This is a genomic window from Salmonella sp. SAL00672, from assembly GCF_046552175.1.
GTDB lineage: Bacteria > Pseudomonadota > Gammaproteobacteria > Enterobacterales > Enterobacteriaceae > Salmonella > Salmonella enterica.
Map to the genome: position 1 here is coordinate 61,111 of NZ_JBGDUQ010000012.1, position 21,406 is coordinate 82,516.

The 21,406-nt window shown below is 53.3% G+C and carries 16 protein-coding genes and 2 pseudogenes; 9 read left to right on the plus strand and 9 right to left on the minus strand.

The genetic code is table 11. The features are described from left to right. Nucleotides 1–3: 3 nt before the first annotated feature. From gsiB to iaaA, 3 genes are read right to left on the minus strand one after another with little or no spacing between them, the layout of a single operon-like run. Nucleotides 4–1,542 (minus strand): glutathione ABC transporter substrate-binding protein GsiB, encoded by a 1,539-nt coding sequence (gene gsiB, locus ACLJTG_RS20960; RefSeq protein WP_023210284.1) that lies wholly within the window; start codon nucleotides 1,540–1,542, stop codon nucleotides 4–6. 32 nt (nucleotides 1,543–1,574) lie between these two features. Further along, on the minus strand, nucleotides 1,575–3,446 hold the full coding sequence (gsiA, locus tag ACLJTG_RS20965) for a glutathione ABC transporter ATP-binding protein GsiA (RefSeq protein ID WP_001120596.1): 1,872 nt from the start codon (nucleotides 3,444–3,446) through the stop codon (nucleotides 1,575–1,577). A 10-nt stretch (nucleotides 3,447–3,456) separates the two neighbouring features. Continuing rightward, nucleotides 3,457–4,398, minus strand: coding sequence for a beta-aspartyl-peptidase (iaaA, locus tag ACLJTG_RS20970; protein ID WP_001030503.1), 942 nt, complete (start codon nucleotides 4,396–4,398; stop codon nucleotides 3,457–3,459). A gap of 203 nt (nucleotides 4,399–4,601) precedes the next feature. Between iaaA and moeA the strand changes: the two genes are divergently transcribed. From moeA to ACLJTG_RS20990, 4 genes are all read left to right on the plus strand, one after another. Continuing rightward, a complete protein-coding gene (gene moeA / locus ACLJTG_RS20975) occupies nucleotides 4,602–5,837 on the plus strand; it encodes a molybdopterin molybdotransferase MoeA (RefSeq protein WP_001522974.1) in 1,236 nt (411 codons plus the stop codon). Then, a complete protein-coding gene (moeB, locus tag ACLJTG_RS20980) occupies nucleotides 5,837–6,586 on the plus strand; it encodes a molybdopterin-synthase adenylyltransferase MoeB (protein WP_000829278.1) in 750 nt (249 codons plus the stop codon). Before moeA ends, moeB begins: the two co-directional genes overlap by 1 nt. Before the next feature lie 277 nt (nucleotides 6,587–6,863). Further along, nucleotides 6,864–7,763 (plus strand): glycyl-radical enzyme activating protein, encoded by a 900-nt coding sequence (locus ACLJTG_RS20985; protein ID WP_000576954.1) that lies wholly within the window; start codon nucleotides 6,864–6,866, stop codon nucleotides 7,761–7,763. Between the two features lie 5 nt (nucleotides 7,764–7,768). Continuing rightward, nucleotides 7,769–10,201 (plus strand): glycyl radical protein, encoded by a 2,433-nt coding sequence (locus ACLJTG_RS20990; RefSeq protein WP_000192661.1) that lies wholly within the window; start codon nucleotides 7,769–7,771, stop codon nucleotides 10,199–10,201. 77 nt (nucleotides 10,202–10,278) lie between these two features. On the opposite strand, the gene ACLJTG_RS20995 is transcribed toward ACLJTG_RS20990, so the two are convergent. Continuing rightward, nucleotides 10,279–11,088 carry a Cof-type HAD-IIB family hydrolase gene (locus tag ACLJTG_RS20995; RefSeq protein ID WP_000217910.1) on the minus strand — a complete coding sequence of 270 codons (810 nt, stop codon included), beginning with the start codon at nucleotides 11,086–11,088 and terminating at the stop codon, nucleotides 10,279–10,281. A 261-nt stretch (nucleotides 11,089–11,349) separates the two neighbouring features. Here ACLJTG_RS20995 and ACLJTG_RS21000 point away from each other — a divergent pair, with 261 nt between their 5' ends. Beyond that, nucleotides 11,350–12,615, plus strand: coding sequence for a DUF1479 domain-containing protein (locus ACLJTG_RS21000; protein WP_410959060.1), 1,266 nt, complete (start codon nucleotides 11,350–11,352; stop codon nucleotides 12,613–12,615). Nucleotides 12,616–12,735: 120 nt separating this feature from the next. On the opposite strand, the pseudogene ACLJTG_RS21005 reads toward ACLJTG_RS21000, so the two are convergent. Continuing rightward, nucleotides 12,736–12,819: pseudogene (locus ACLJTG_RS21005) on the minus strand (hypothetical protein); the annotation flags it as partial. Here ACLJTG_RS21005 and ACLJTG_RS21010 point away from each other — a divergent pair. Beyond that, nucleotides 12,810–13,538, plus strand: a pseudogene (locus tag ACLJTG_RS21010) (Cof-type HAD-IIB family hydrolase); the annotation flags it as partial. The pseudogenes ACLJTG_RS21005 and ACLJTG_RS21010 overlap by 10 nt on opposite strands. Nucleotides 13,539–13,566: 28 nt before the next feature. On the opposite strand, the gene ACLJTG_RS21015 reads toward ACLJTG_RS21010, so the two are convergent. After that, nucleotides 13,567–14,310, minus strand: coding sequence for a DUF4261 domain-containing protein (locus ACLJTG_RS21015; RefSeq protein ID WP_077905610.1), 744 nt, complete (start codon nucleotides 14,308–14,310; stop codon nucleotides 13,567–13,569). Between the two features lie 546 nt (nucleotides 14,311–14,856). Next, entirely contained in the window at nucleotides 14,857–16,449 is a 1,593-nt protein-coding gene (locus ACLJTG_RS21020) for an ABC-F family ATPase (protein WP_000961479.1), read from the minus strand. A 218-nt stretch (nucleotides 16,450–16,667) separates the two neighbouring features. On the opposite strand from ACLJTG_RS21020, the gene ldtB reads away from it, so the two are divergent. Next, the gene (ldtB, locus tag ACLJTG_RS21025) at nucleotides 16,668–17,588 is read left to right on the plus strand and encodes a L,D-transpeptidase (protein ID WP_001056404.1); all 921 of its coding nucleotides are present in this window, start codon (nucleotides 16,668–16,670) and stop codon (nucleotides 17,586–17,588) included. Nucleotides 17,589–17,631: 43 nt separating this feature from the next. Here the strand turns inward: ldtB and ACLJTG_RS21030 are convergent, their stop codons facing one another. Next, nucleotides 17,632–18,744 (minus strand): SLC13 family permease, encoded by a 1,113-nt coding sequence (locus ACLJTG_RS21030; RefSeq protein ID WP_198898382.1) that lies wholly within the window; start codon nucleotides 18,742–18,744, stop codon nucleotides 17,632–17,634. Continuing rightward, nucleotides 18,741–19,214 carry a manganese-binding transcriptional regulator MntR gene (mntR, locus tag ACLJTG_RS21035; protein ID WP_000533542.1) on the minus strand — a complete coding sequence of 158 codons (474 nt, stop codon included), beginning with the start codon at nucleotides 19,212–19,214 and terminating at the stop codon, nucleotides 18,741–18,743. The genes ACLJTG_RS21030 and mntR overlap by 4 nt, the downstream gene beginning before the upstream one ends. Nucleotides 19,215–19,399: 185 nt before the next feature. On the opposite strand from mntR, the gene mntS reads away from it, so the two are divergent. Together mntS and ACLJTG_RS21045 are read left to right on the plus strand one after the other, a co-directional pair. Beyond that, a complete protein-coding gene (gene mntS / locus ACLJTG_RS21040; RefSeq protein ID WP_001001755.1) occupies nucleotides 19,400–19,528 on the plus strand; it encodes a manganase accumulation protein MntS in 129 nt (42 codons plus the stop codon). Between the two features lie 264 nt (nucleotides 19,529–19,792). After that, entirely contained in the window at nucleotides 19,793–21,373 is a 1,581-nt protein-coding gene (locus tag ACLJTG_RS21045) for a phosphoethanolamine transferase (protein WP_023254186.1), read from the plus strand. Nucleotides 21,374–21,406: the final 33 nt, after the last annotated feature.

The window sequence follows — 21,406 nt, forward strand, 5'->3', positions numbered from 1 at the left end:
TACTTACTTCAAATCCGCATCGTCAAAGCTGAAACCGGTATCCGGCATAATCCAGAAACCGGTCAAATTTTTACTGTGCGCAGAAACCAATTTCTCCACCACCAACGGTATCCAGGGCGACTCTTTCCAGATAATATCCTGCGCCTCTTTGTACAATCGTGTTTTCTCCTGCGGATCGTTGGTCTTTAAGGCCGCCGCCAAATCGCTGTCGACCTGCTTGTTGCTGTAAAAAGCGGTATTAAACTGCGTCGGCGGCCAGTTTTGTGATGCGAAGAGCGGCGATAACGCCCAGTCAGCTTCGCCCGTCGACGCCGACCAGCCGGTATAGAACATTCGCACGCCGCTCTCCTTTTGCCCTTTGCCCTCAACTTCCGCAGCGCGCTGGCCAGCGTCCATCGCGGTTATCCGGGCTTTAATGCCAATCTGCGCCAGTTGCTGTTGGGTAAACTGCAACACTTTTTGCGCGGTGCTATGGTTATGCGATGACCACAGCGTGGTACTAAAACCGTCTGGATACCCCGCCTCTTTCAACAGTTCGCGCGCTTTAGCCGGATCATAGGGCCACGGCTGATAGCTTTGCGCATAGGCTATCGACGGCGGCACCACGCCCGTCGCCGGCGTGGCGTATCCGGCAAACGCCACTTTAACCAGCGCCTGACGATTGATAGCGTAATTCAACGCCTCACGCACCTTAGGATTATCAAACGGCTTCTGCGTCACATTCATACTGATATAACGCTGCATAATGGACGGGCTGGCGACCAGTTCGAGGTTTTTATTTTTCGCCAGTAACGCGGCCTGCTCATAAGGGATAGGAAAAGCAAATTGCGCTTCGCCGGTTTGCAGCATCGCCGCGCGGGTATTGTTGTCAGTAACCGGACGCCAGGTAATAGAATCCAGCTTGGGTAAGCCCTGCTGCCAGTAACCGGCGAACTTTTTCACTTTGACAAAGTCGGTCTGATTCCAGGTTTCAAGCTGATATGGACCAGTGCCGACCGGATGAAAACCAATATCCTTGCCATATTTTTCCAACGCTTGCGGCGAGATCATCGCCGTCGCCGGGTGCGCCAGAATATTAATGAAAGCGGAGAACGGCTGTTTCAGGGTAATTTTTACCGTTGCCGGATCGACGACTTCCGTTTTTGCGATATTTTTATACAGGTTATAACGCTTGAGGTGGTTATCCGGATTGCTGGCGCGATCGAGATTCGCTTTTACCGCCGCCGCATTAAAATCCGCGCCGTCCTGAAATTTCACCCCCCGTCGTAGGGTAATGGTGTAGGTCAGACCGTCATCAGAAACGGTATAGCCTTTCGCCAGGACGTTTTTTACCTTCATGTCTTTATCCAGGCCAAACAGCCCCTGATAAAATGACTTCGCCACCGCCTGCGAGAGTGTATCGTTGGCGTCATACGGATCGAGCGTGGTGAAATTAGACCCTACCGCCACCACCACATCTTTGGCCGCCAGGGCCGGAAAAGCCGCAATGGATGAGGCCAGTCCCAGCGCCGCCAGCCATTTATGCGTAATAAATTGCGTCATGTTGTTCTCCTGAAACCCTGCCTGTCTGAATGTTATAAGCGCGAGAGCGCATTATCCTGCAGCGGCCGCGCAACATAATGTCCCGGCCCGACCAACTGTAATGAAACGGCGGGCGTCTCTTCGCCACGTTTATGAATATTGCTGGGTATATCATCTGATAGCAGAACGCGCCGCGGCCGGTGTCTGGAGGGATCGGCAACCGGCACCGCCGCCATCAATTTACGCGTATAAGGATGCTGCGGATTTTCAAAAACGGCGCGCCGCGGCCCCATCTCAACAATTTGACCAAGATACATCACCGCCACGCGATGGCTAATTCGCTCCACGACCGCCATATCATGCGAAATAAACAGGTAGGCGATCCCCATTTCCCGTTGTAAATCGAGCAGTAAATTAATGATCTGCCCGCGAACGGAAACATCCAGCGCGGAGACCGCCTCATCGGCAATAATCACTTTAGGATTCAATGCCAGCGCGCGAGCTATGCAGATGCGCTGACGTTGACCGCCGGAAAACTCATGCGGATAACGCCAGGCATGTTCAGGACGTAATCCGACACGCTCAAGCAACCAGGCCACGCGCTTTGCCGCAGCGTCCCCCTGCCCCAGGCCATGAATCCGTAAAGGTTCCATAATGGAATACCCCACGGTCTGGCGCGGGTCGAGCGAGGCGTAAGGGTCCTGGAAAACGCATTGAATATCGCGGCGCAACGGCTGGAGTTTGCCCGCAGACAGCGAGTCAATGCGCTGGCCGTTAAAGATAATCTCCCCCTGCCGGGATTCAACCAACCGCAGCAACGCGCGTCCGGTCGTCGATTTTCCGCTACCGGACTCGCCCACCAGCGATAGCGTTTCGCCGGGCCAGAGATCGAAACTGATATTCTCAACGGCATGAACTTCACGCGTAACGCGGTTAAAGAGACCGCTACGTAGCGGGAATCGCGTCACCAGCCCCCGAACCTGGAGAATAGGCTCGCCTTCCACCACCGTGTCTTGCTCAATCTGCGATTCATAAAGGGCCGGTTCGTCAGCGGAAATCAACGGGAAACGGCGTGGCAGCGAGTGGCCGCGCATCGCGCCAAGCTGAGGGACGGCCGCCAGTAACGTTTGGGTATAAGGATGCGTCGGCGCATGGAAAATCTGCTCTACGCTGCCGGTTTCCACGGCCTCGCCCTGATACATCACCAGTACGCGATCGGCGATATCCGCCACGACGCCCATGTCGTGGGTGATAAAAATCACGCCCATCGACATCTCTTGCTGCAACACTTTGATAAGTTGCAGAATTTGCGCCTGGATAGTGACATCCAGCGCCGTGGTGGGTTCATCGGCAATCAATACCGCCGGACGGCAGGATAGCGCCATCGCGATCATGACTCGCTGGCGCATCCCGCCGGAAAGCTGATGCGGATAACGCGATAAAATCGCCTGCGACTCCGGGATCCGTACCTGATCGAGCATACGTTTCGCTTCCGCCAGCGCCTCTTCGTGGCTGGCGCCCTGATGCAAACGAATAGATTCGGCAATTTGCTCGCCAACGGTAAATACCGGGTTGAGCGAGGTCATTGGCTCCTGGAAAATCATGGCGATATCCGCGCCGCGCACACGCCGCATCTGCGCGTCACTCTGCTCAGACAGCTCAATCACCTGGCGATTACGCCGACGCAACAGCATTTCGCCGCAGCGCACGTTCGCGCCCGACTGCTCAATCAGCCGCATTAACGCCAGCGCCGTCACCGATTTTCCCGAGCCCGACTCGCCGACAATCGCCAGAGTCTCTCCACGCTTCAGGCGTAATGACACATTACGCACGGCGTCTACCTGTTGCCCTTCGTGGTGAAACGCGATATTCAGGCCACTGACGGACAGAACATCGCGGCTATCCAGTTCATCGCTGTGCGGCACCTGCGGCTCCTTATTCCCGGTAAATTCCTGTGGTAGGCGTATCCCCGGCATATCCCCAGGCGCGATACATCCCTTCGCTGTTAAACGGCAACGCGACATTACCTTCGTGATCAACGGCGATTAATCCACCGCTGCCGCCCAGCGCCGGTAATTTTTCCATCACCACGCGCTCACAGGCGTCGGCAAGGCTGAGTCCGCCATATTCCATCAATGCGGCGATATCGTAAGCCGCGAGCGTGCGAATAAAGACCTCTCCCGTTCCGGTACAGGAAACGGCGACGCTGGCGTTGTTGGCATAACACCCGGCGCCGACCAGCGGGCTGTCGCCGACGCGCCCGGGCAATTTATTGGTCATCCCGCCGGTAGACGTTGCCGCCGCCAGATTGCCGAATTTATCCCGCGCCACCGCGCCGACTGTACCCATTTTTTTCGTTTCGTCCAGCGGCGCGCCGCTGTGATCGAGCGCCATTTCGCCCGCCGCACGCGCCGCCAGCAATTGCTCGTAACGCGCCGGGGTGGAAAAGATATCCGGCGAAACGCGCGCCATCCCCTGTGAAAAGGCAAAATTTTCCGCCCCTTCCCCCACCATGAGTACATGCGGGCTGCGCTCCATCACCAGTCTGGCAGCGAGCACAGGATGGCGAACATGACTCACGCCCGCGACGGCTCCGGCTTTCAGGGTATTGCCGTCCATCACGCAGGCATCCAGTTCATGAGTTCCGTCTCGGGTATAGACCGCGCCGATACCCGCATTGAAGAGCGGACACGCTTCCAGCAGGCGCACCGCTTCCGTCACTACATCAAGCGCGCTGTCACCCGCTTCCAGCATCTTTTGCCCGCTTTCGACAATCTCTGACAGCGCCTGGATATAGCGTAGCTCCTGCTCATGGCTCATTTGCGCGCGAGCAATCGCGCCTGCGCCGCCGTGAATCGCAATCACTGCTTTATTCATTTTTAGGGTCCATTAACGGTGGCACACAACTTTTACTATAACTATCAGAATTGTTGTGAGTTATTCATTCGATTTTTGAATATAGAAAGATGCGTAAGGTATGTAAAGGCGCAAGGCCGTCTCTAAGACCGAGGTAGCATACTGCCCGCCACTGTTTTCTGACATAATAGCCGGATTCGATTTTGCCTCGCAGGAGTATGTTCATGGAATTTTCCGCCGGATTGATGCCGCTTGAAACGGCGCTGACCCAGATGCTTTCACGTATTACCCCGCTCACCGCCGTAGAAACGTTGCCGCTGGTGAACTGCTTTGGCCGCATCCTGGCGACCGATATCGTTTCACCCCTTGATGTCCCCGGCTTTGATAATTCAGCTATGGATGGTTATGCGGTACGCGTGGCGGATTTGTCCGCCGATAAGCCGCTGCCCGTCGCCGGCAAAGCATTTGCCGGTCAGCCTTACCAGGGAGAGTGGCCTGCGGGCACCTGCATTCGCATTATGACCGGCGCCCCGGTGCCGACAGGTTGCGAGGCGGTAGTTATGCAAGAGCAGACGGAACAAACCGATGACGGCGTGCGTTTTACCGCCGATGTTCGTTGCGGACAAAACATCCGCCGCCGCGGCGAGGATATTCGCCAGGATGCGGTGGTCTTTCCGGCCGGTACGCGCCTGACTACTGCCGAACTGCCAGTGCTGGCGTCGCTGGGAATTGCCGATGCACAGGTTGTACGTAAAGTGCGCGTAGCGCTGTTCTCGACCGGCGACGAGCTCCAGCTTCCGGGCCAGCCGCTGGAGGCGGGACAAATTTATGACACTAACCGTCTAACTATACATTTGATGCTGCAACAGCTTGGCTGCGAAGTGATCAATTTAGGCATTATTCCTGACGATCCCGGTAAGCTTCGCGCCGCGTTTATCGACGCCGACAGCCAGGCCGATGTAGTGATAAGCTCCGGCGGCGTCTCGGTTGGTGAAGCGGACTATACCAAAACCATCCTTGAGGAGCTGGGCGAAATCGCCTTCTGGAAGCTGGCTATCAAGCCAGGCAAACCGTTTGCCTTCGGCAAGCTCAGTAATAGCTGGTTCTGTGGCCTGCCGGGGAATCCAGTCTCTGCGGCGCTCACTTTTTATCAACTGGTTCAGCCCTTACTGGCGAAGCTTGGCGGCAATACGGCAAGCGCTGTACCGCCGCGCCAGCGTGTACGCACAACATCTCGTCTGAAGAAAACGCCAGGGCGTCTCGATTTCCAGCGCGGCATCCTGCAACGTAGCGCCAACGGCGAACTGGAGGTCACGACCACCGGACACCAGGGTTCACATATTTTCAGCTCGTTTAGTCTGGGCAACTGCTTTATTGTGCTGGAGCGTGAACGCGGCAATGTTGAGCCGGGAGAATGGGTGGAAGTCGAGCCGTTTAATGCTCTGTTCGGAGGCCTGTAATGGCGGAACTTAGCGACCAGGAGATGCTGCGCTATAACCGACAAATTATTCTGCGCGGCTTCGATTTTGAAGGGCAGGAAGCGTTAAAAGATGCGCGGGTATTAGTGGTCGGGCTGGGCGGACTCGGCTGCGCGGCAACGCAGTATCTGGCCGGCGCTGGCGTCGGGCAACTGACGCTACTCGATTTTGATACCGTTTCCGTTTCCAATCTCCAGCGTCAAACCTTGCACAGCGACGCCACGGTCGGGCAGCCAAAGGTTGAGTCCGCCCGCGACGCGCTGGCGCGAATCAACCCGCATATTACCATTACGCCCGTTAACGCGCGGCTGGACGACGACGCTATGACCAGCCTGATTGCCGGGCATTCGCTGGTACTGGACTGTACTGATAACGTTAGCGTACGTAATCAACTTAACGCCGGGTGCTATACCGCGAAAGTGCCGCTAATCTCCGGCGCGGCAATTCGTATGGAAGGACAAGTTACCGTCTTTACGTATCGGGAAAACGAACCCTGTTACCGCTGCCTGAGCCGTCTGTTTGGCGAAAACGCTCTGACCTGCGTAGAGGCAGGGGTGATGGCGCCACTGATTGGCGTGATCGGTTCGCTACAGGCAATGGAGGCCATTAAGCTGCTGGCGCATTACGGTCAGCCCGCTAGCGGAAAAATCGTCATGTACGATGCGATGACCTGTCAGTTCCGCGAAATGAAGTTGATACGCAACCCCGGCTGTGAAGTCTGCGGACAGTAGCCACTTTACGGATAAACATACCGAAGCACGGTTTATGGCCGTGCTGTATCAACAGATAATTACTGTCATCAGACGCAAAGCCAGCTTACCCAAGCTCCGACTGACGATCGGCTCAAGCAGCGCGGCATCATCTTAAACGCCATACCACAACCTCAAACCGTGATGTTGTACCTCATTTAACGCCTCTTTGTCAGAACCTCTCCATTCGTTGACGCACATCAAGATAACTTTCATTCGAAAGTAATTTAATCTTTATATGAAATAAGAGAGGCCGTTTATGATCTTCAATATTCAGCGCTATTCTACCCACGATGGCCCCGGTATCCGTACCGTAGTATTTCTCAAAGGCTGTTCGTTGGGCTGTCGCTGGTGCCAGAACCCGGAAAGCCGCGCCCGCGCTCAGGATCTGTTATACGACGCGCGGCTGTGTCTCGAAGGATGCGACCTGTGCGCGCAAGCCGCGCCGGACGTCATTGAGCGCGCGCTAAACGGCCTGCTCATCCATCGCGAGAAACTGACCGACGCCCATTTTTCAGTCCTGGCGCATTGCTGCCCCACACAGGCGTTAACCGTGTGCGGCGAAATAAAAAGCGTGGATGAGATCATGGCGACGGTACTGCGCGATAAACCTTTTTACGATCGCAGCGGCGGCGGTCTTACGCTTTCTGGCGGCGAACCGTTTATGCAGCCGGAACTGGCGGCAGAGCTGTTTAAAGCCAGCCATGACGCCGGTATTCATACAGCGGTTGAGACCTGTCTGCATGTTCCATGGAAATACATTGCGCCCTCACTGCCTTATATCGATCTGTTTCTGGCTGATTTGAAGCATGTCGCCGACGGGCCGTTTAAGCAGTGGACCGATGGCAGCGCCTCGCGGGTGCTGGAAAATCTCAGGAAACTCGCCGCCGCGGGCAAAAAAATGGTGATTCGCGTCCCGCTGATTCAGGGATTTAATGCCGATGAGGAGACCATTAAAGCCATTACCGACTTTGCCGCCGACGAACTGCACGTCGGGGAAATTCATTTTCTGCCCTACCACACGCTGGGCATCAATAAATACCACTTACTCAGTCAGCCCTATCATGCCCCGGATAAACCACTGGATGCGCCGGCGTTACTTGATTTTGCCCAGAAGTACGCCTGCCAAAAAGGTTTAACCGCGACCCTACGAGGATAATTATCATGACCCAACTGAAACTGGACACGCTCAGTGACCGCATTAAGGCGCACAAAACCGCGCTGGTACATATCGTGAAACCGCCGGTCTGTACCGAGCGCGCGCAGCATTATACCGAAATGTATCAGCAGCATCTGGATAAACCGATTCCGGTACGCCGCGCGCTGGCGCTGGCCCATCACCTGGCGGAACGCACTATCTGGATAAAACACGATGAACTGATCGTCGGCAACCAGGCAAGTGAAGTCCGCGCCGCGCCGATTTTCCCGGAATATACCGTCTCGTGGATTGAAAAAGAGATCGACGACCTGGCAGACCGGCCCGGCGCAGGTTTTTCCGTAAGTGAAGAAAACAAACGTATTCTGCACGACGTCTGTCCGTGGTGGCGCGGTCAAACCGTCCAGGATCGCTGCTACGGCATGTTTACCGATGAACAAAAAGGGCTTCTGGCGACTGGCATTATCAAAGCCGAAGGTAATATGACTTCCGGTGACGCGCACCTGGCGGTGAACTTCCCGCTGCTGCTGGAAAAAGGGCTTGATGGCCTGCGCGATAAAGTCGCCGAGCGCCGCTCACGCATCAACCTTACCGTGCTGGAAGATCTGCATGGCGAGCAGTTCCTGAAGGCGATTGATATTGTGCTGGATGCGGTAAGCCAGCACATCACGCGCTTTGCCGCGCTGGCGCGCCAGATGGCAGGCGAAGAGTCCCGTGAAAGCCGTCGTAAAGAGCTACTTACCATCGCCGAAAACTGCGAGGTGATCGCCCACCAACCGCCGCAGACCTTCTGGCAAGCACTGCAATTGTGCTACTTCATCCAACTGATTCTACAAATTGAGTCTAACGGTCACTCGGTGTCATTTGGTCGTATGGACCAGTATCTTTACCCCTATTATCGTCGCGATGTCGAACTAAACCAGACGCTGGATCGTGAGCACGCCATTGAACTGCTGCACAGCTGCTGGCTGAAACTGCTGGAAGTAAACAAGATCCGCTCCGGTTCGCACTCCAAAGCTTCCGCAGGCAGCCCGCTATATCAAAACGTCACCATTGGCGGTCAGAATCTCATCAACGGTCAGCCAATGGACGCAGTGAATCCGCTGTCTTACGCCATTCTGGAGTCCTGTGGACGTCTGCGTTCTACCCAGCCCAACCTCAGTGTGCGTTATCACGCCGGAATGAGTAACGATTTCCTTGACGCCTGCGTCCAGGTCATCCGCTGCGGCTTTGGGATGCCGGCGTTTAACAATGATGAAATCGTCATCCCGGAATTTATCAAGTTGGGGATCGAACCACAGGACGCTTACGATTACGCGGCGATCGGCTGTATCGAAACCGCCGTCGGCGGGAAATGGGGTTATCGCTGCACCGGCATGAGCTTTATTAACTTCGCCCGCGTCATGCTGGCGGCGCTGGAAGGCGGTCGCGACGCCACCAGCGGCAAGGTATTTCTGCCGCAGGAAAAGGCGCTCTCCGCAGGCAACTTTAACAATTTTGACGAAGTGATGGCCGCCTGGGATACCCAAATTCGCTACTACACGCGCAAATCGATCGAAATTGAGTATGTGGTCGACACCATGCTGGAAGAGAACGTCCACGATATTCTGTGCTCAGCGCTGGTAGATGACTGTATTGAACGCGCGAAGAGTATCAAGCAAGGCGGCGCTAAATATGACTGGGTATCCGGTCTCCAGGTCGGTATCGCCAACCTGGGCAACAGCCTCGCCGCCGTGAAAAAACTGGTCTTCGAACAGGGCGTTATCGGTCAACAGCAGCTTGCCGCCGCGCTGGCCGATGACTTTGACGGGCTGACCCATGAGCAGCTGCGCCAGCGTCTGATTAACGGCGCGCCGAAGTACGGTAACGACGATGACAGTGTCGATACCCTGCTGGCGCGCGCTTATCAGACCTATATTGATGAGCTGAAGCAATACCATAACCCGCGCTACGGTCGTGGCCCTGTGGGCGGCAACTATTACGCCGGTACGTCCTCTATCTCAGCAAACGTGCCGTTTGGCGCCGCGACTATGGCTACCCCGGATGGTCGCAAAGCGCATACACCGCTGGCGGAAGGCGCAAGCCCTGCATCAGGTACGGATCATCTCGGCCCGACGGCGGTGATTGGTTCCGTAGGCAAATTACCTACCGGTTCCATTCTCGGCGGCGTGCTGCTCAATCAGAAACTGAACCCAACGACGCTGGAAAACGAATCCGACAAACAGAAACTGATGGTTCTGCTACGGACGTTCTTTGAGGTGCATAAAGGCTGGCATATTCAGTACAACATCGTGTCACGCGAAACGCTGCTGGATGCGAAAAAACATCCGGACCAGTACCGCGATCTGGTCGTGCGTGTGGCAGGCTACTCCGCCTTCTTCACCGCGCTGTCACCGGACGCGCAGGACGATATCATCGCCCGTACCGAACATATGCTGTAATTTGCCCTGGCGCCATCGGCAATATGTCCGAACTGCCTGATGGCGCTACGCTTAACAGGCCTACGCAGGCCTGTTAATCAGAAGGGATCGGTGCCGTCAAGCACGGCCTGAATGACGTTGAGCGCGCCTTGATGGTTATTATCATCAGTGTGATAACGTGAAAGCGCTTTGATATTGTCTGCGGCATTGCCCATGGCAAAAGAGTAATGCGCCATTTTCAACATTTCCGCATCATTACCGCTGTCGCCAATGGCGACGACATTCTGTGGCGACCTGTTCCAGCGCTTTAACAGACGACTGATGCCATTCGCTTTATGCAGTCCCGGGATAATCAGGTCGATAAAACCGAAGCCACTGGTGACGGGCTTCATGATGCCATCCAAAGATACGTGCAGTTTGTCGATAACCAGCGGAATTTGTTCATCGGGCAAATTCAGGGAGAACTTAAACAGGATATCGTCAATGTCGTGATAATCGTTTACCGGCTGCAGGCGGTGATAATGTTTGGCCATCAGCGCCACGAAAGTCTCGGGAGCGTTTTTGCTGACATAAGCGCTTTTCAGACCGCAGGCGACGAAGTTAAGCTGCTTATCCTTCAGCAGTTCGCCAATCACAATCCGCGATTCATGCCGGGTTAGCTCCCCGTGAAACAACTGCTTGCCATGTTCATACACCAGCGCGCCATTTTCTGCGACAAAGGAAATTTCGTCTTTCAGCTCGGGGAAGAAGGAGATCAACTGGTAGTACTGATTACCGCTGGCGACCACAAATTCGATATTACGTTTTTTCAGTTCCTGGTATTGCGCCATGAAGCGTACACGATCGTACTGCTTGGCATCGTCGAGAAAAGTGCCGTCCATATCGGTAACGACAACGTTAACGGTCATACTTAAGCTCCTGGCTGTAACTGCGACCAGAAACATTTTAATAACAATGTGAGCAGAACCACAAATTTATTTCGAATGAAAAGTGGCTGAACGAAAGGAATAGCCGCATAAGACATTAAGGCGTCCTGGCCACCTTACGTTTTCCTCTCGCTTCCCTCTTTGTGCGCTCCTGCAATATTTTAAACTTGCATTAACCTTATTTTAACTTAAAGTATCAGATGTAACTAATTTTACTTTCGAACGAAGGATGGTGAGGTTGATATGACAACTCCTTTTACCCACGAAACGCTGCCCGCCGACCCAAAAGCGGCCATTCGTCAGATGAAGCAGGCGCTACGCGCGCAAATCGGCGACGTACAGGAGGTGTTCGACCGTTTGAGCGCCACCATAGCAGCCCGGGTGGCGGAAATTAACGATCTGAAGGCGCAGGGGCAGCCGGTATGGCCAATTATCCCTTTTAGCGAACTGGCGATGGGCAACATTAGCGATGCCACCCGCGCCGAGGTTAAGCGCCGCGGGTGCGCGGTGATTAAAGGTCATTTTCCACGCGAACAGGCGCTGGCATGGGACCAGTCGATGCTCGACTATCTGGACAAGAACCATTTTGACGAGGTGTATAAAGGACCGGGGGATAATTTTTTCGGTACGCTGAGCGCCTCCCGGCCTGAAATCTATCCTGTCTACTGGTCGCAGGCGCAAATGCAGGCCCGCCAAAGTGAAGAGATGGCGCTGGCGCAGTCGTTCCTCAACCGTCTGTGGCAGGTAGAGCACGACGGCAAGCGATGGTTTAATCCGGATATCAGCATCATTTACCCGGATCGCATCCGTCGCCGCCCGCCGGGCACCACATCCAAAGGACTGGGAGCGCATACCGACTCCGGCGCGCTGGAACGCTGGCTGCTGCCAGCCTATCAGCAGGTATTCGCCAGCGTGTTTAACGGCAACGTCGAGCAGTACGATCCGTGGAATGCGGCGCACCGTACCGACGTTGAAGAGTACACGGTGGATAACACCACAAAATGCTCGGTATTTCGCACCTTCCAGGGCTGGACCGCGCTCTCCGATATGCTGCCCGGTCAGGGGTTGCTTCATGTCGTCCCTATCCCGGAGGCGATGGCGTATATTCTGCTGCGCCCGCTGCTGGATGATGTCCCGGAAGATGAATTATGCGGCGTCGCGCCGGGCCGGGTGCTGCCGATTTCTGAACAGTGGCATCCTTTACTGATGGCGGCGTTAACCAGCATTCCGCCGCTGGAAGCCGGGGATTCCGTGTGGTGGCATTGCGATGTCATCCACTCCGTCGCCCCCGTCGAAAATCAGCAGGGCTGGGGCAATGTGATGTACATTCCTGCCGCGCCAATGTGTGAGAAAAATCTGGCCTATGCGCGTAAGGTGAAAGCGGCGCTGGAGACAGGCGCATCACCGGGCGATTTCCCGCGCGAGGACTATGAAACCACCTGGGAAGGGCGCTTCACGCTGCGCGATCTGAATATTCACGGCAAGCGGGCATTAGGTATGGACGTTTGACGGTCGTACCGCCCTTCCCGCTCACCTGCGGTGTGCCCTTTGCCTGGGCGCACCCGTCTTACCGAACCTACGGCCAGGATACGTAGGCCCGGTAAGCACAGCGCTACCGGGCGTCAGTGTTTAGCTTTCAATCCCTTTACTACGCAGGTAATCGTCGTAGTTGCCGCTGAAGTCCACCACGCGCTCCGGCGTAATTTCAGGAACTGAAAAAGCGCGGCATTGAGTTCGTTGTCGCCAGCGGTAATCAGTATTACCAGCTTATTTCGTTCTTTCCTGAGCTAAAGGATGAGATCTCTTTTGTCGCGGAAAACGGCGCACTGGTTTACGAACATGGCAAGCAACTGTTCTACGGCGAACTGACCTGACATGAATCGCGGATTGTTATTGGCGAGTTGCTGAAAGATAAGCAACTTAATTTTGTCGCCTGCGGTCTGCAAAGTGCATATGTCAGCGAAAATGCGCCAGAAGCACTCGTTACCCTGATGGCAAAACACAACCATCGCCTGAAACCCGTAAAAGATTATCAGGAGATTGATGACGTACTGTTCAAGTTTTCGCTCAACCTACCGGATGAACAAATCCCGTTAGTGATCGACAAACTACACGTTACGCTCGATGGCATTATGAAGCCCGTCACAAGTGGTTTTGGCTTTATCGATCTGATTATTCCCGGCCTGCATAAAGCAAACGGTATTTCGCGGTTACTCAAACGCTGGGATCTGTCGCCACAAAATATGGTAGCGATTGGCGACAGCGGCAATGACGCAGAGATGCTAAAAATGGCGCATTATTCCTTTGCGATGGACAATGCCGCAGAAAACATTAAACAAATCGCCCGTTACGCTACCGATAATAATAAGCATGAAGGCGCACTGAATGTGATTCAGGCGGTGCTGGAAAATAAAGTGCCGTTTACACTTTAACGAGAGTCGGGGCAATTGCCCCGATTTCTCAATGAGCATTACACTCATCTTCTTCAATCAGTTCAACCACTAATGTGGTTCCAGGCCCCTGTAAGTAATATTCATCGTCAAGGGGATCGCGCAGTTTCATAAATGTCGTTTTACCGACTTGCATGGTATGCCCGGCAGCCATTTCTGCTCCACTTTCAAGCAGGTAACGCAGAACATTATTGAAAATATCAGAATATTTTTGCCCTTCGTGATGACCTTGTGCGTGTGCTGCGAAATCTGGTAGCCCAAAGCAATCAGCACCATAGGTACGCATCCATACGCCTTCGATATCCTCAACTTCATATTTCACAAATCCACAAAATAGAGAGGTCAGCGGGAAACCTTCACGCAACATTTCCAGACTATGCTTACCCAACTCCTGAGACTTAAATACCCCCGCAGGTAATGAAGTGTGAGCCGATTCATTTAATACAGCGACAGCCCCCATGCTACTTAATGCACCTGCAACCACAGCCAACGCAACATATTGCTCTAAAGGTGAAGTATCATACCCCTTATAATATAAAATAATATTTGCACTGGTTGCCCGTACTTGCTCTTTTACTTCCTGGGGATAATGAGCTGGCGCGACGCATTGTTCGATTGATTCCTGAGGGTAAGGCGTTTTAAATCCAACCATCGATATTACATGCTTACCCCATCCTGCTAAACCAAAAAAATCCAGTTCAGGGACAAGTTCACACGTTGCCTGTTTCATACTGGAATGATAATTACGCAACAAGCGGGTGAGTTCTTTTGAATTATTTTCCGGGAGAGTATCAAATACAACAACTAAACTTAGTGGGTTATCAATTTCAGCATTCGCTACTAAAACACCTTGTATATTAGATGAGTTTTTTTCTTTACGGCCAAAAAAGCGTTCCAAAATGCTCATATTTATTCCTTTTGTTGAACAATAAAGGAATATAAAATAGCACTTGAATTCTTATAAAGAAAATAACATTACAATATGTTTACCACAAAATATATTCGCAATTTTTATGATAGATCCTCTTCTTTCATTTAATTTTAAAATAGAATATTAAGAGCCTATCCCACCAGGCGTTATTGGCGCAGCCAGTTTGGACACGGACAGCGCGCAAAACCGGAGCGTACACGTAGTACGTGAGGATTTTGAGCACTGCCCAGGTCCAAAATGGCAAGTAAAATAGCCCTAATGGGATAGGCTCTAAGAGTATATATAATTTTCACATTGCATTCGGAAAAAATAAAAATTACCTTGTTAACATTCTGTAACCCCGACGCTATCGGGGTTACAGACAATAACTTACTCAATCCCTTTACTACGCAAATAATCGTCGTAGTTGCCGCTGAAGTCCACCACGCGCTCCGGCGTAATTTCAATGACGCGGGTTGCCAGCGAGCTGACGAACTCACGGTCGTGCGAAACAAAGATCAGCGTGCCCTGATACAGCTCCAGCGCCATATTCAGCGATTCGATCGACTCCATATCCAGGTGGTTAGTCGGTTCGTCCATGATCAGGATATTCGGCTTTTGCATCATCAGTTTGCCGAACAGCATACGGCCCTTCTCGCCACCGGAGAGGACTTTCGCAGGCTTTTTGATATCATCCTGGCTAAATAACAGGCGGCCCAGAATACTGCGCACTGCCTGCTCGTCGTCGCCTTCCTGCTTCCACTGACTCATCCATTCAAACACCGTCAGGTCATTTTCGAATTCATATTCGTGGTCCTGCGCGTAGTAACCAATACGCGCGTTTTCCGACCATTTAACGGTGCCGTGATCGGCGTCCAGATCGCCAACCAGCGTCTTCAGCAGCGTAGATTTACCCACGCCATTGGTGCCGAGTACCGCCAGCTTCTCGCCGACTTCGAGCAGCAAATTGACATTTTTAAACAGCGGACCGTTATCAAAACCTTTCGTCAGCGCCTCCACTTCCAGAGCGTTACGGAACAGTTTTTTATCCTGCTCAAAACGGATGAACGGGTTCTGACGGCTGGAGGCTTTCACCTCTTCCAGCTTGATTTTATCAATCTGCCGCGCGCGCGACGTTGCCTGACGCGATTTAGAGGCATTGGCGCTAAAACGGCTAACAAAAGATTGCAGCTCGGCAATTTGCGCTTTTTTCTTCGCATTATCGGCCAACAGACGTTCACGCGCCTGGGTCGCCGCCGTCATATACTCATCATAGTTACCCGGATAGACGCGCAAGTCGCCGTAATCCAGATCCGCCATATGCGTACAAACCATGTTCAGGAAGTGACGGTCGTGCGAAATGATGATCATCGTGCTGTCGCGCTCGTTCAGCACCTGCTCCAGCCAACGGATAGTATCAATATCCAGGTTGTTGGTCGGTTCGTCGAGCAACAGGATGTCCGGATTAGAGAATAACGCCTGCGCCAGCAGCACACGTAATTTCCAGCCTGGCGCGACTTCACTCATCAGACCGTAATGCTGCTCCAGCGGGATGCCCACCCCCAACAGCAGTTCGCCCGCGCGCGCCTCAGCGGAATAACCGTCCATCTCGCCGTATTTTACTTCCAGATCGGCGACTTTATAGCCGTCTTCTTCGCTCATTTCCGGCAAGGCGTAGATACGGTCGCGCTCCTGCTTGACCTCCCACAGTTCGCCATGCCCCATAATGACAGTATCAAGTACGGTGAATGTTTCAAAAGCGAACTGGTCCTGACGCAGCTTACCGATGCGCTCATTCGGATCGAGGGAAACATTGCCCAGCGTCGGCTCCAGGTCGCCGCCGAGGATTTTCATAAAAGTGGACTTTCCGCTACCGTTGGCGCCGATCAGGCCGTAACGGTTGCCGCCGCCAAATTTGACGGAAATGTTTTCGAACAGCGGCTTACTGCCGAACTGCATGGTAACGTTGCTGGAAACTAACACAGGCTTATCCTGAAAAAAGATGTGACAAACCGCTTATTATGCCACAAGTCTGAAATAAGATCGCGCCCTGTACAAAGGGCTACACTGAACCGTAAGGGAAAAAAACGTGATTTCGTACACATCTGAATTCCCTGTTTACTGGAATGCACCTATAATGCGCTCCCAACATGACAGAATTCTCAACCTACTAGCCTGCTTGGCACAGAATCTCGCATAACATGAATATGAAATTAACAACGCTTTTCGCGGCGGCTTTCGCTGTAGTTGGTTTTTGTAAAACAGCCTCAGCAGTCACTTACCCGCTGCCTACCGATGGTAGCCGTTTAATTGGGCAAAATCAGGTCATCACCGTTCCTGAGGGCAATACCCAGCCGCTGGAGTATTTTGCCGCGGAGTATCAGATGGGGCTGTCCAACATGCTGGAAGCCAACCCGGGCGTGGATACCTTCCTGCCGAAGGGCGGTACCGTGCTGAATATTCCGCAGCAGCTGATCCTGCCGGATACCGTACACGAAGGCATTATCATCAATAGCGCGGAAATGCGCCTCTATTACTACCCGAAAGGCACAAACACCGTTATCGTCCTGCCGATTGGGATCGGTCAGTTAGGTAAAGACACGCCTATCAACTGGACGACCAAAGTTGAACGTAAAAAAGCCGGTCCGACCTGGACGCCTACGGCAAAAATGCACGCTGAATATCGCGCCGCCGGCGAGCCGCTGCCTGCGGTCGTGCCTGCGGGCCCGGATAACCCGATGGGCCTGTACGCGCTGTACATCGGTCGCCTGTATGCTATTCACGGCACCAACGCCAACTTCGGCATCGGGCTTCGCGTGAGCCACGGCTGCGTGCGTCTGCGCAACGACGATATCAAATTCCTGTTTGAAAATGTGCCGGTCGGTACCCGCGTGCAGTTTATCGATGAACCGGTAAAAGCCACCACCGAGCCGGACGGTAGCCGTTACATTGAGGTGCATAACCCGCTGTCAACGACGGAAGCGCAGTTTGAAGGTAAGGAAGCGGTGCCGATCACGCTTAATAAGAGTATCCTGGCCGTCACCAACGAGCCTGACGTTGATCAGACCGTCGTACAACAGGCAGTTCAGGATCGTTCCGGGATGCCGGTTCGTCTGAACTGACAGACTCTGCCTGCGAAGCCCGATAGACACTATCGGGCTTCTCTTACGGCATCAGTTGCAATAATCCATATCCCACCAGCGCCGCCCATGCCAGCATCGGCAGCGAATAGAAATGAAATCGCCACCAGATTCGGCGATCGTTCGCCATCCGTAAAGCAATAAGATTTGCCAGCGACCCCGGCAGCAGACCAAACCCGCCGATATTCACCGCCCACGCCAGCAGCGTCGAGGCCGGTACATAGTTCAGCAGGAGAATGGTACTGGGCACATTACTGATAACCTGCGACAGGCCGATAGCGGTTAGCCAAAGCCCCAGGTGAGACAGTGCGCCAACCTGGTTGAAAACGCCCTGCAACGCCGGCAATTGCGTTAGCAGATGGACATCAATAAACATCGCCATAAATACCAGCAGCAGCGTCCAGTCCACGCTGACTATCACCCTGCGCGCCAGCACAATAAACCCAGCCGCCACCAACACCAGTCCCCATAACTCTTGCCTGAGCTCCAGCGCGGTAAGAAAAACGACATATAATGCCAGGCAACTCCACACCAGACGGGGCTGCCACTGCGGCGAACGCGTACCGGTATGATACTGTAACGCCCTACCCGGAAAACAAAACCAGCACAGGAGCAGTAACGTCAGCATCATCATGACGGCAAGCGGCGCCATTTGCCCGCTAAATTCAGCAAAGGCTAAGCCGGAGCGTCCCCACAACAGAATATTTTGCGGATTACCGACAGGCGTCAGCAGCGAACCGGCGTTCACCGCCAACGCTTCAAAAATAATCAATCGGTTGACCGGAATCGCGCACAGTTTTTTCAACGTTATCGTCAGCGGCACAACGATAAACAGCGCGACATCGTTTGTCAGAAAGGTCGACAGCGCCGCCGCAGCCAGCACCTGGAACATCGCCAGTTGCCGCTCGGTATGAAATCGGCGCGTCATCTTGCGTCCCAGCACATCAAAATAGCCGCTCAGCTCAACGCCTTTAGTGAGCAACATTAACCCACTGAGGGTAATAATGGTGTGCCAGTCAATCGCGCCAGGCCAGGCGCGGGGCGCAAAAGGAATAAACAGGCTTAACGCCATCCCCACAATGATCAACAACTGAAAAAAACGGTCACGCCGCAGCGCCCGTAAAAAGGCCAGATTCATTCTGCAGATGTTCCATGCTGTTGCGTGAAGGCCAAAAAGGCATCCAATGTCTCCTGGCTGACATGGTGTTCCATCCCTTCCGCATCACGACGCGCGATTTCCGGGCTTACGCCTAATACCAGTAAAAAATTTTCGACAATTTGGTGCCGCTCGCGGCTTTCCTGCGCCAGCTTCTCCCCTTCCGGCGTCAGAAAAACGCCGCGCCAGGGGATCATTTGAATAAATCCTAACGATGCCAGGCGCTTAAGCATTTTGGCCACAGTTGGCTGGGAGACGCCGAGCCGAGCCGCCATATCCACCTGACGCGCTTCCCCTACCTCAATAATTAAATCGGAAATCAGCTCAACGTAATCGTCTATCAACTCACGGCGATGCGCCTCTCTGACCTGACGAAATCCTTCAACGTGTTCTTCTACGTTCACCAATTGCGTCACTTTTTTTGTTGTTGGCGTACCTGCGCGACGACCCATTTTGCTTCCTCGTTTCTGTGACGCGTTAACGCGTCAGCTGACAGAGCGCTCATTGTAAACCAGAGTTGTCCGGGCACAAAAAATTAACGTTTTAGCAATAGCTATAAAACATAGCCTGTGCTATATCTGTATGTAATGCAGACATCCCTCACGGATCGATGGGATAGAAACATCAGGAGGTTTATATGAACGAATTTAAGAGGTGTATACGCGTGTTCAGTCACTCTCCCTTTAAAGTCCGGTTAATGCTGCTCTCTATGTTGTGCGATATGATCAACGGCAAACCGGAGCAGGATAACCCTTCCACGAAATAACGCGGCGGTGCGGTACGCCGCTTTATTTTGCATCCTCAACGGAAATGGCGCCCATTTCCCCTGTTTTTTTGTGGTTTTGCTATTCTCTTCGCAAAACATTTTCTTTCCGGCGGTTGACCTTCTTACCCGCACGCTCTATCTTCTGGCAGCCCTGAATATTTTGCGACTCGCCGTTGCGAACCCAATACCTTTTTTACGCATAATCAGGCAGGTAATGACCCTTCGCGCCAGGGTTAGCACATGGCGTTTTTGCAATAGTGGCATATGAATTCAACCCTTATCGATTCACTTCTCGCCCGTCGTCGGGCTGTAAGCCCGTGGGCGGGCCTCTACTTTTTACAGTCGCTGCTGATTAACCTCGCGCTCGGCTATCCCTTTAGCCTGCTTTATACCGCGGCGTTTACCTGCCTGTTGCTGTTGCTCTGGCGCTACCTGCCCCGCGGACAAAAAGCGCTGCTCGGCATCTGTTCGCTGGTAGCCGCTTGCTATTTTCCCTTTGGCCAGGCTTACGGCGCGCCGAACTTTAATACGCTGCTGGCGCTGCACTCCACCAATATGGAAGAGTCGAGCGAAATCCTGACCATCTTCCCGTGGTATAGCTACCTGACCGGACTTTTTATTTTTGCGCTGGGTATTATTGCGCTTCGCCGCCGAAAAGAAGAGGCCAGGCCGCGCTGGAATAGCCTCGACAGCCTGTGCCTGCTGATTAGCGTCGCGGCATTTTTCGTCGCGCCGGTACAAAATCTGGCGTGGGGCGGCGTTTTTAAGGTTATTGATACCGGCTATCCGGTTTTTCGCTTCGCCAAAGACGTTATCGTCAATAACAACGAAGTCATTGAAGAGCAGCACCGTATGGCGCAGCTATCCGGCATAAAAGATAGCTGGACGGTTACTGCGGTGAAACCCAGATATCACATCTATGTCGTGGTGATTGGTGAAAGCGCGCGACGGGATGCCATGGGCGCTTTCGGCGGCCACTGGGATAATACCCCCTTCGCCAGCCATGTGAATGGCGACTTCTTTATGGATTACATCGCCGCCAGCGGCTCAACGCAAAAATCGCTCGGTTTAACGCTCAATCGCGTGGTGGATAACAAACCACAGTATCAGGATAATTTCGTCACGCTAGCTAACCGCGCCGGTTTTCAGACATGGTGGTTTTCCAATCAGGGGCAAATCGGCGAATACGACACGGCCATCGCCAGTATCGCCAAACGCGCCGATGAAGCGCATTTCCTGAAAAACGGCGATTTTGAAGCGGATAAAAATACTCGCGACGACGCGCTGTTAACCATGACGGCGCAGGTATTGGCGACAGAACGCACGCAACCGCAGTTGATTGTGTTGCATTTAATGGGATCGCATCCCCAGGCCTGCGACCGTACTCAGGGAAAATACGCGACGTTTGTCCAGTCGAAAGAGACGTCTTGTTATTTATACACCATGACGCAAACCGACGATTTGCTCCGTCAGCTCTATACTCAGCTTCGTCATAGCGGCGACAGTTTTTCGCTCGTCTATTTCTCCGATCACGGGCTGGCGTTTAAAGAACGCGGCAAAGCGGTACAGTACCTGGCGCATGACGACAAATTCCAGCAAAACTTCCAGGTGCCGTTTATGGTGCTATCCAGCGACAGTAAAGCGCATCGGATCATTAAAGCTCGCCGTTCCGCGAACGATTTCCTGAGTTTTTTCTCGCAATGGACAGGAATTAGCGCTAAAGAGATCAAAAATCGCTATCGATTTATTTCGGAACAGAAAGCCGGGCCCGTTTATATCACCAATTTCAAATTACAGAAAGTGGACTATAACCATCTGGGCAGCGATATTTTTTCACTAAAATAATGCACGTTTCAGGCAAAAAAAATCCGCCCCGAA

Coding starts and splice junctions, on each gene's coding strand:
- gsiB (WP_023210284.1), bottom strand. CDS start 1,542: ATGACGCAATTTATTACGCATAAATGGCTGGCGGCGCTGGGACTGGCC.
- iaaA (WP_001030503.1), bottom strand. CDS start 4,398: ATGAATAAAGCAGTGATTGCGATTCACGGCGGCGCAGGCGCGATTGCT.
- moeA (WP_001522974.1), top strand. CDS start 4,602: ATGGAATTTTCCGCCGGATTGATGCCGCTTGAAACGGCGCTGACCCAG.
- moeB (WP_000829278.1), top strand. CDS start 5,837: ATGGCGGAACTTAGCGACCAGGAGATGCTGCGCTATAACCGACAAATT.
- ACLJTG_RS20985 (WP_000576954.1), top strand. CDS start 6,864: ATGATCTTCAATATTCAGCGCTATTCTACCCACGATGGCCCCGGTATC.
- ACLJTG_RS20990 (WP_000192661.1), top strand. CDS start 7,769: ATGACCCAACTGAAACTGGACACGCTCAGTGACCGCATTAAGGCGCAC.
- ACLJTG_RS20995 (WP_000217910.1), bottom strand. CDS start 11,088: ATGACCGTTAACGTTGTCGTTACCGATATGGACGGCACTTTTCTCGAC.
- ACLJTG_RS21000 (WP_410959060.1), top strand. CDS start 11,350: ATGACAACTCCTTTTACCCACGAAACGCTGCCCGCCGACCCAAAAGCG.
- ldtB (WP_001056404.1), top strand. CDS start 16,668: ATGAATATGAAATTAACAACGCTTTTCGCGGCGGCTTTCGCTGTAGTT.
- ACLJTG_RS21030 (WP_198898382.1), bottom strand. CDS start 18,744: ATGAATCTGGCCTTTTTACGGGCGCTGCGGCGTGACCGTTTTTTTCAG.
- mntR (WP_000533542.1), bottom strand. CDS start 19,214: ATGGGTCGTCGCGCAGGTACGCCAACAACAAAAAAAGTGACGCAATTG.
- mntS (WP_001001755.1), top strand. CDS start 19,400: ATGAACGAATTTAAGAGGTGTATACGCGTGTTCAGTCACTCTCCCTTT.
- ACLJTG_RS21045 (WP_023254186.1), top strand. CDS start 19,793: ATGAATTCAACCCTTATCGATTCACTTCTCGCCCGTCGTCGGGCTGTA.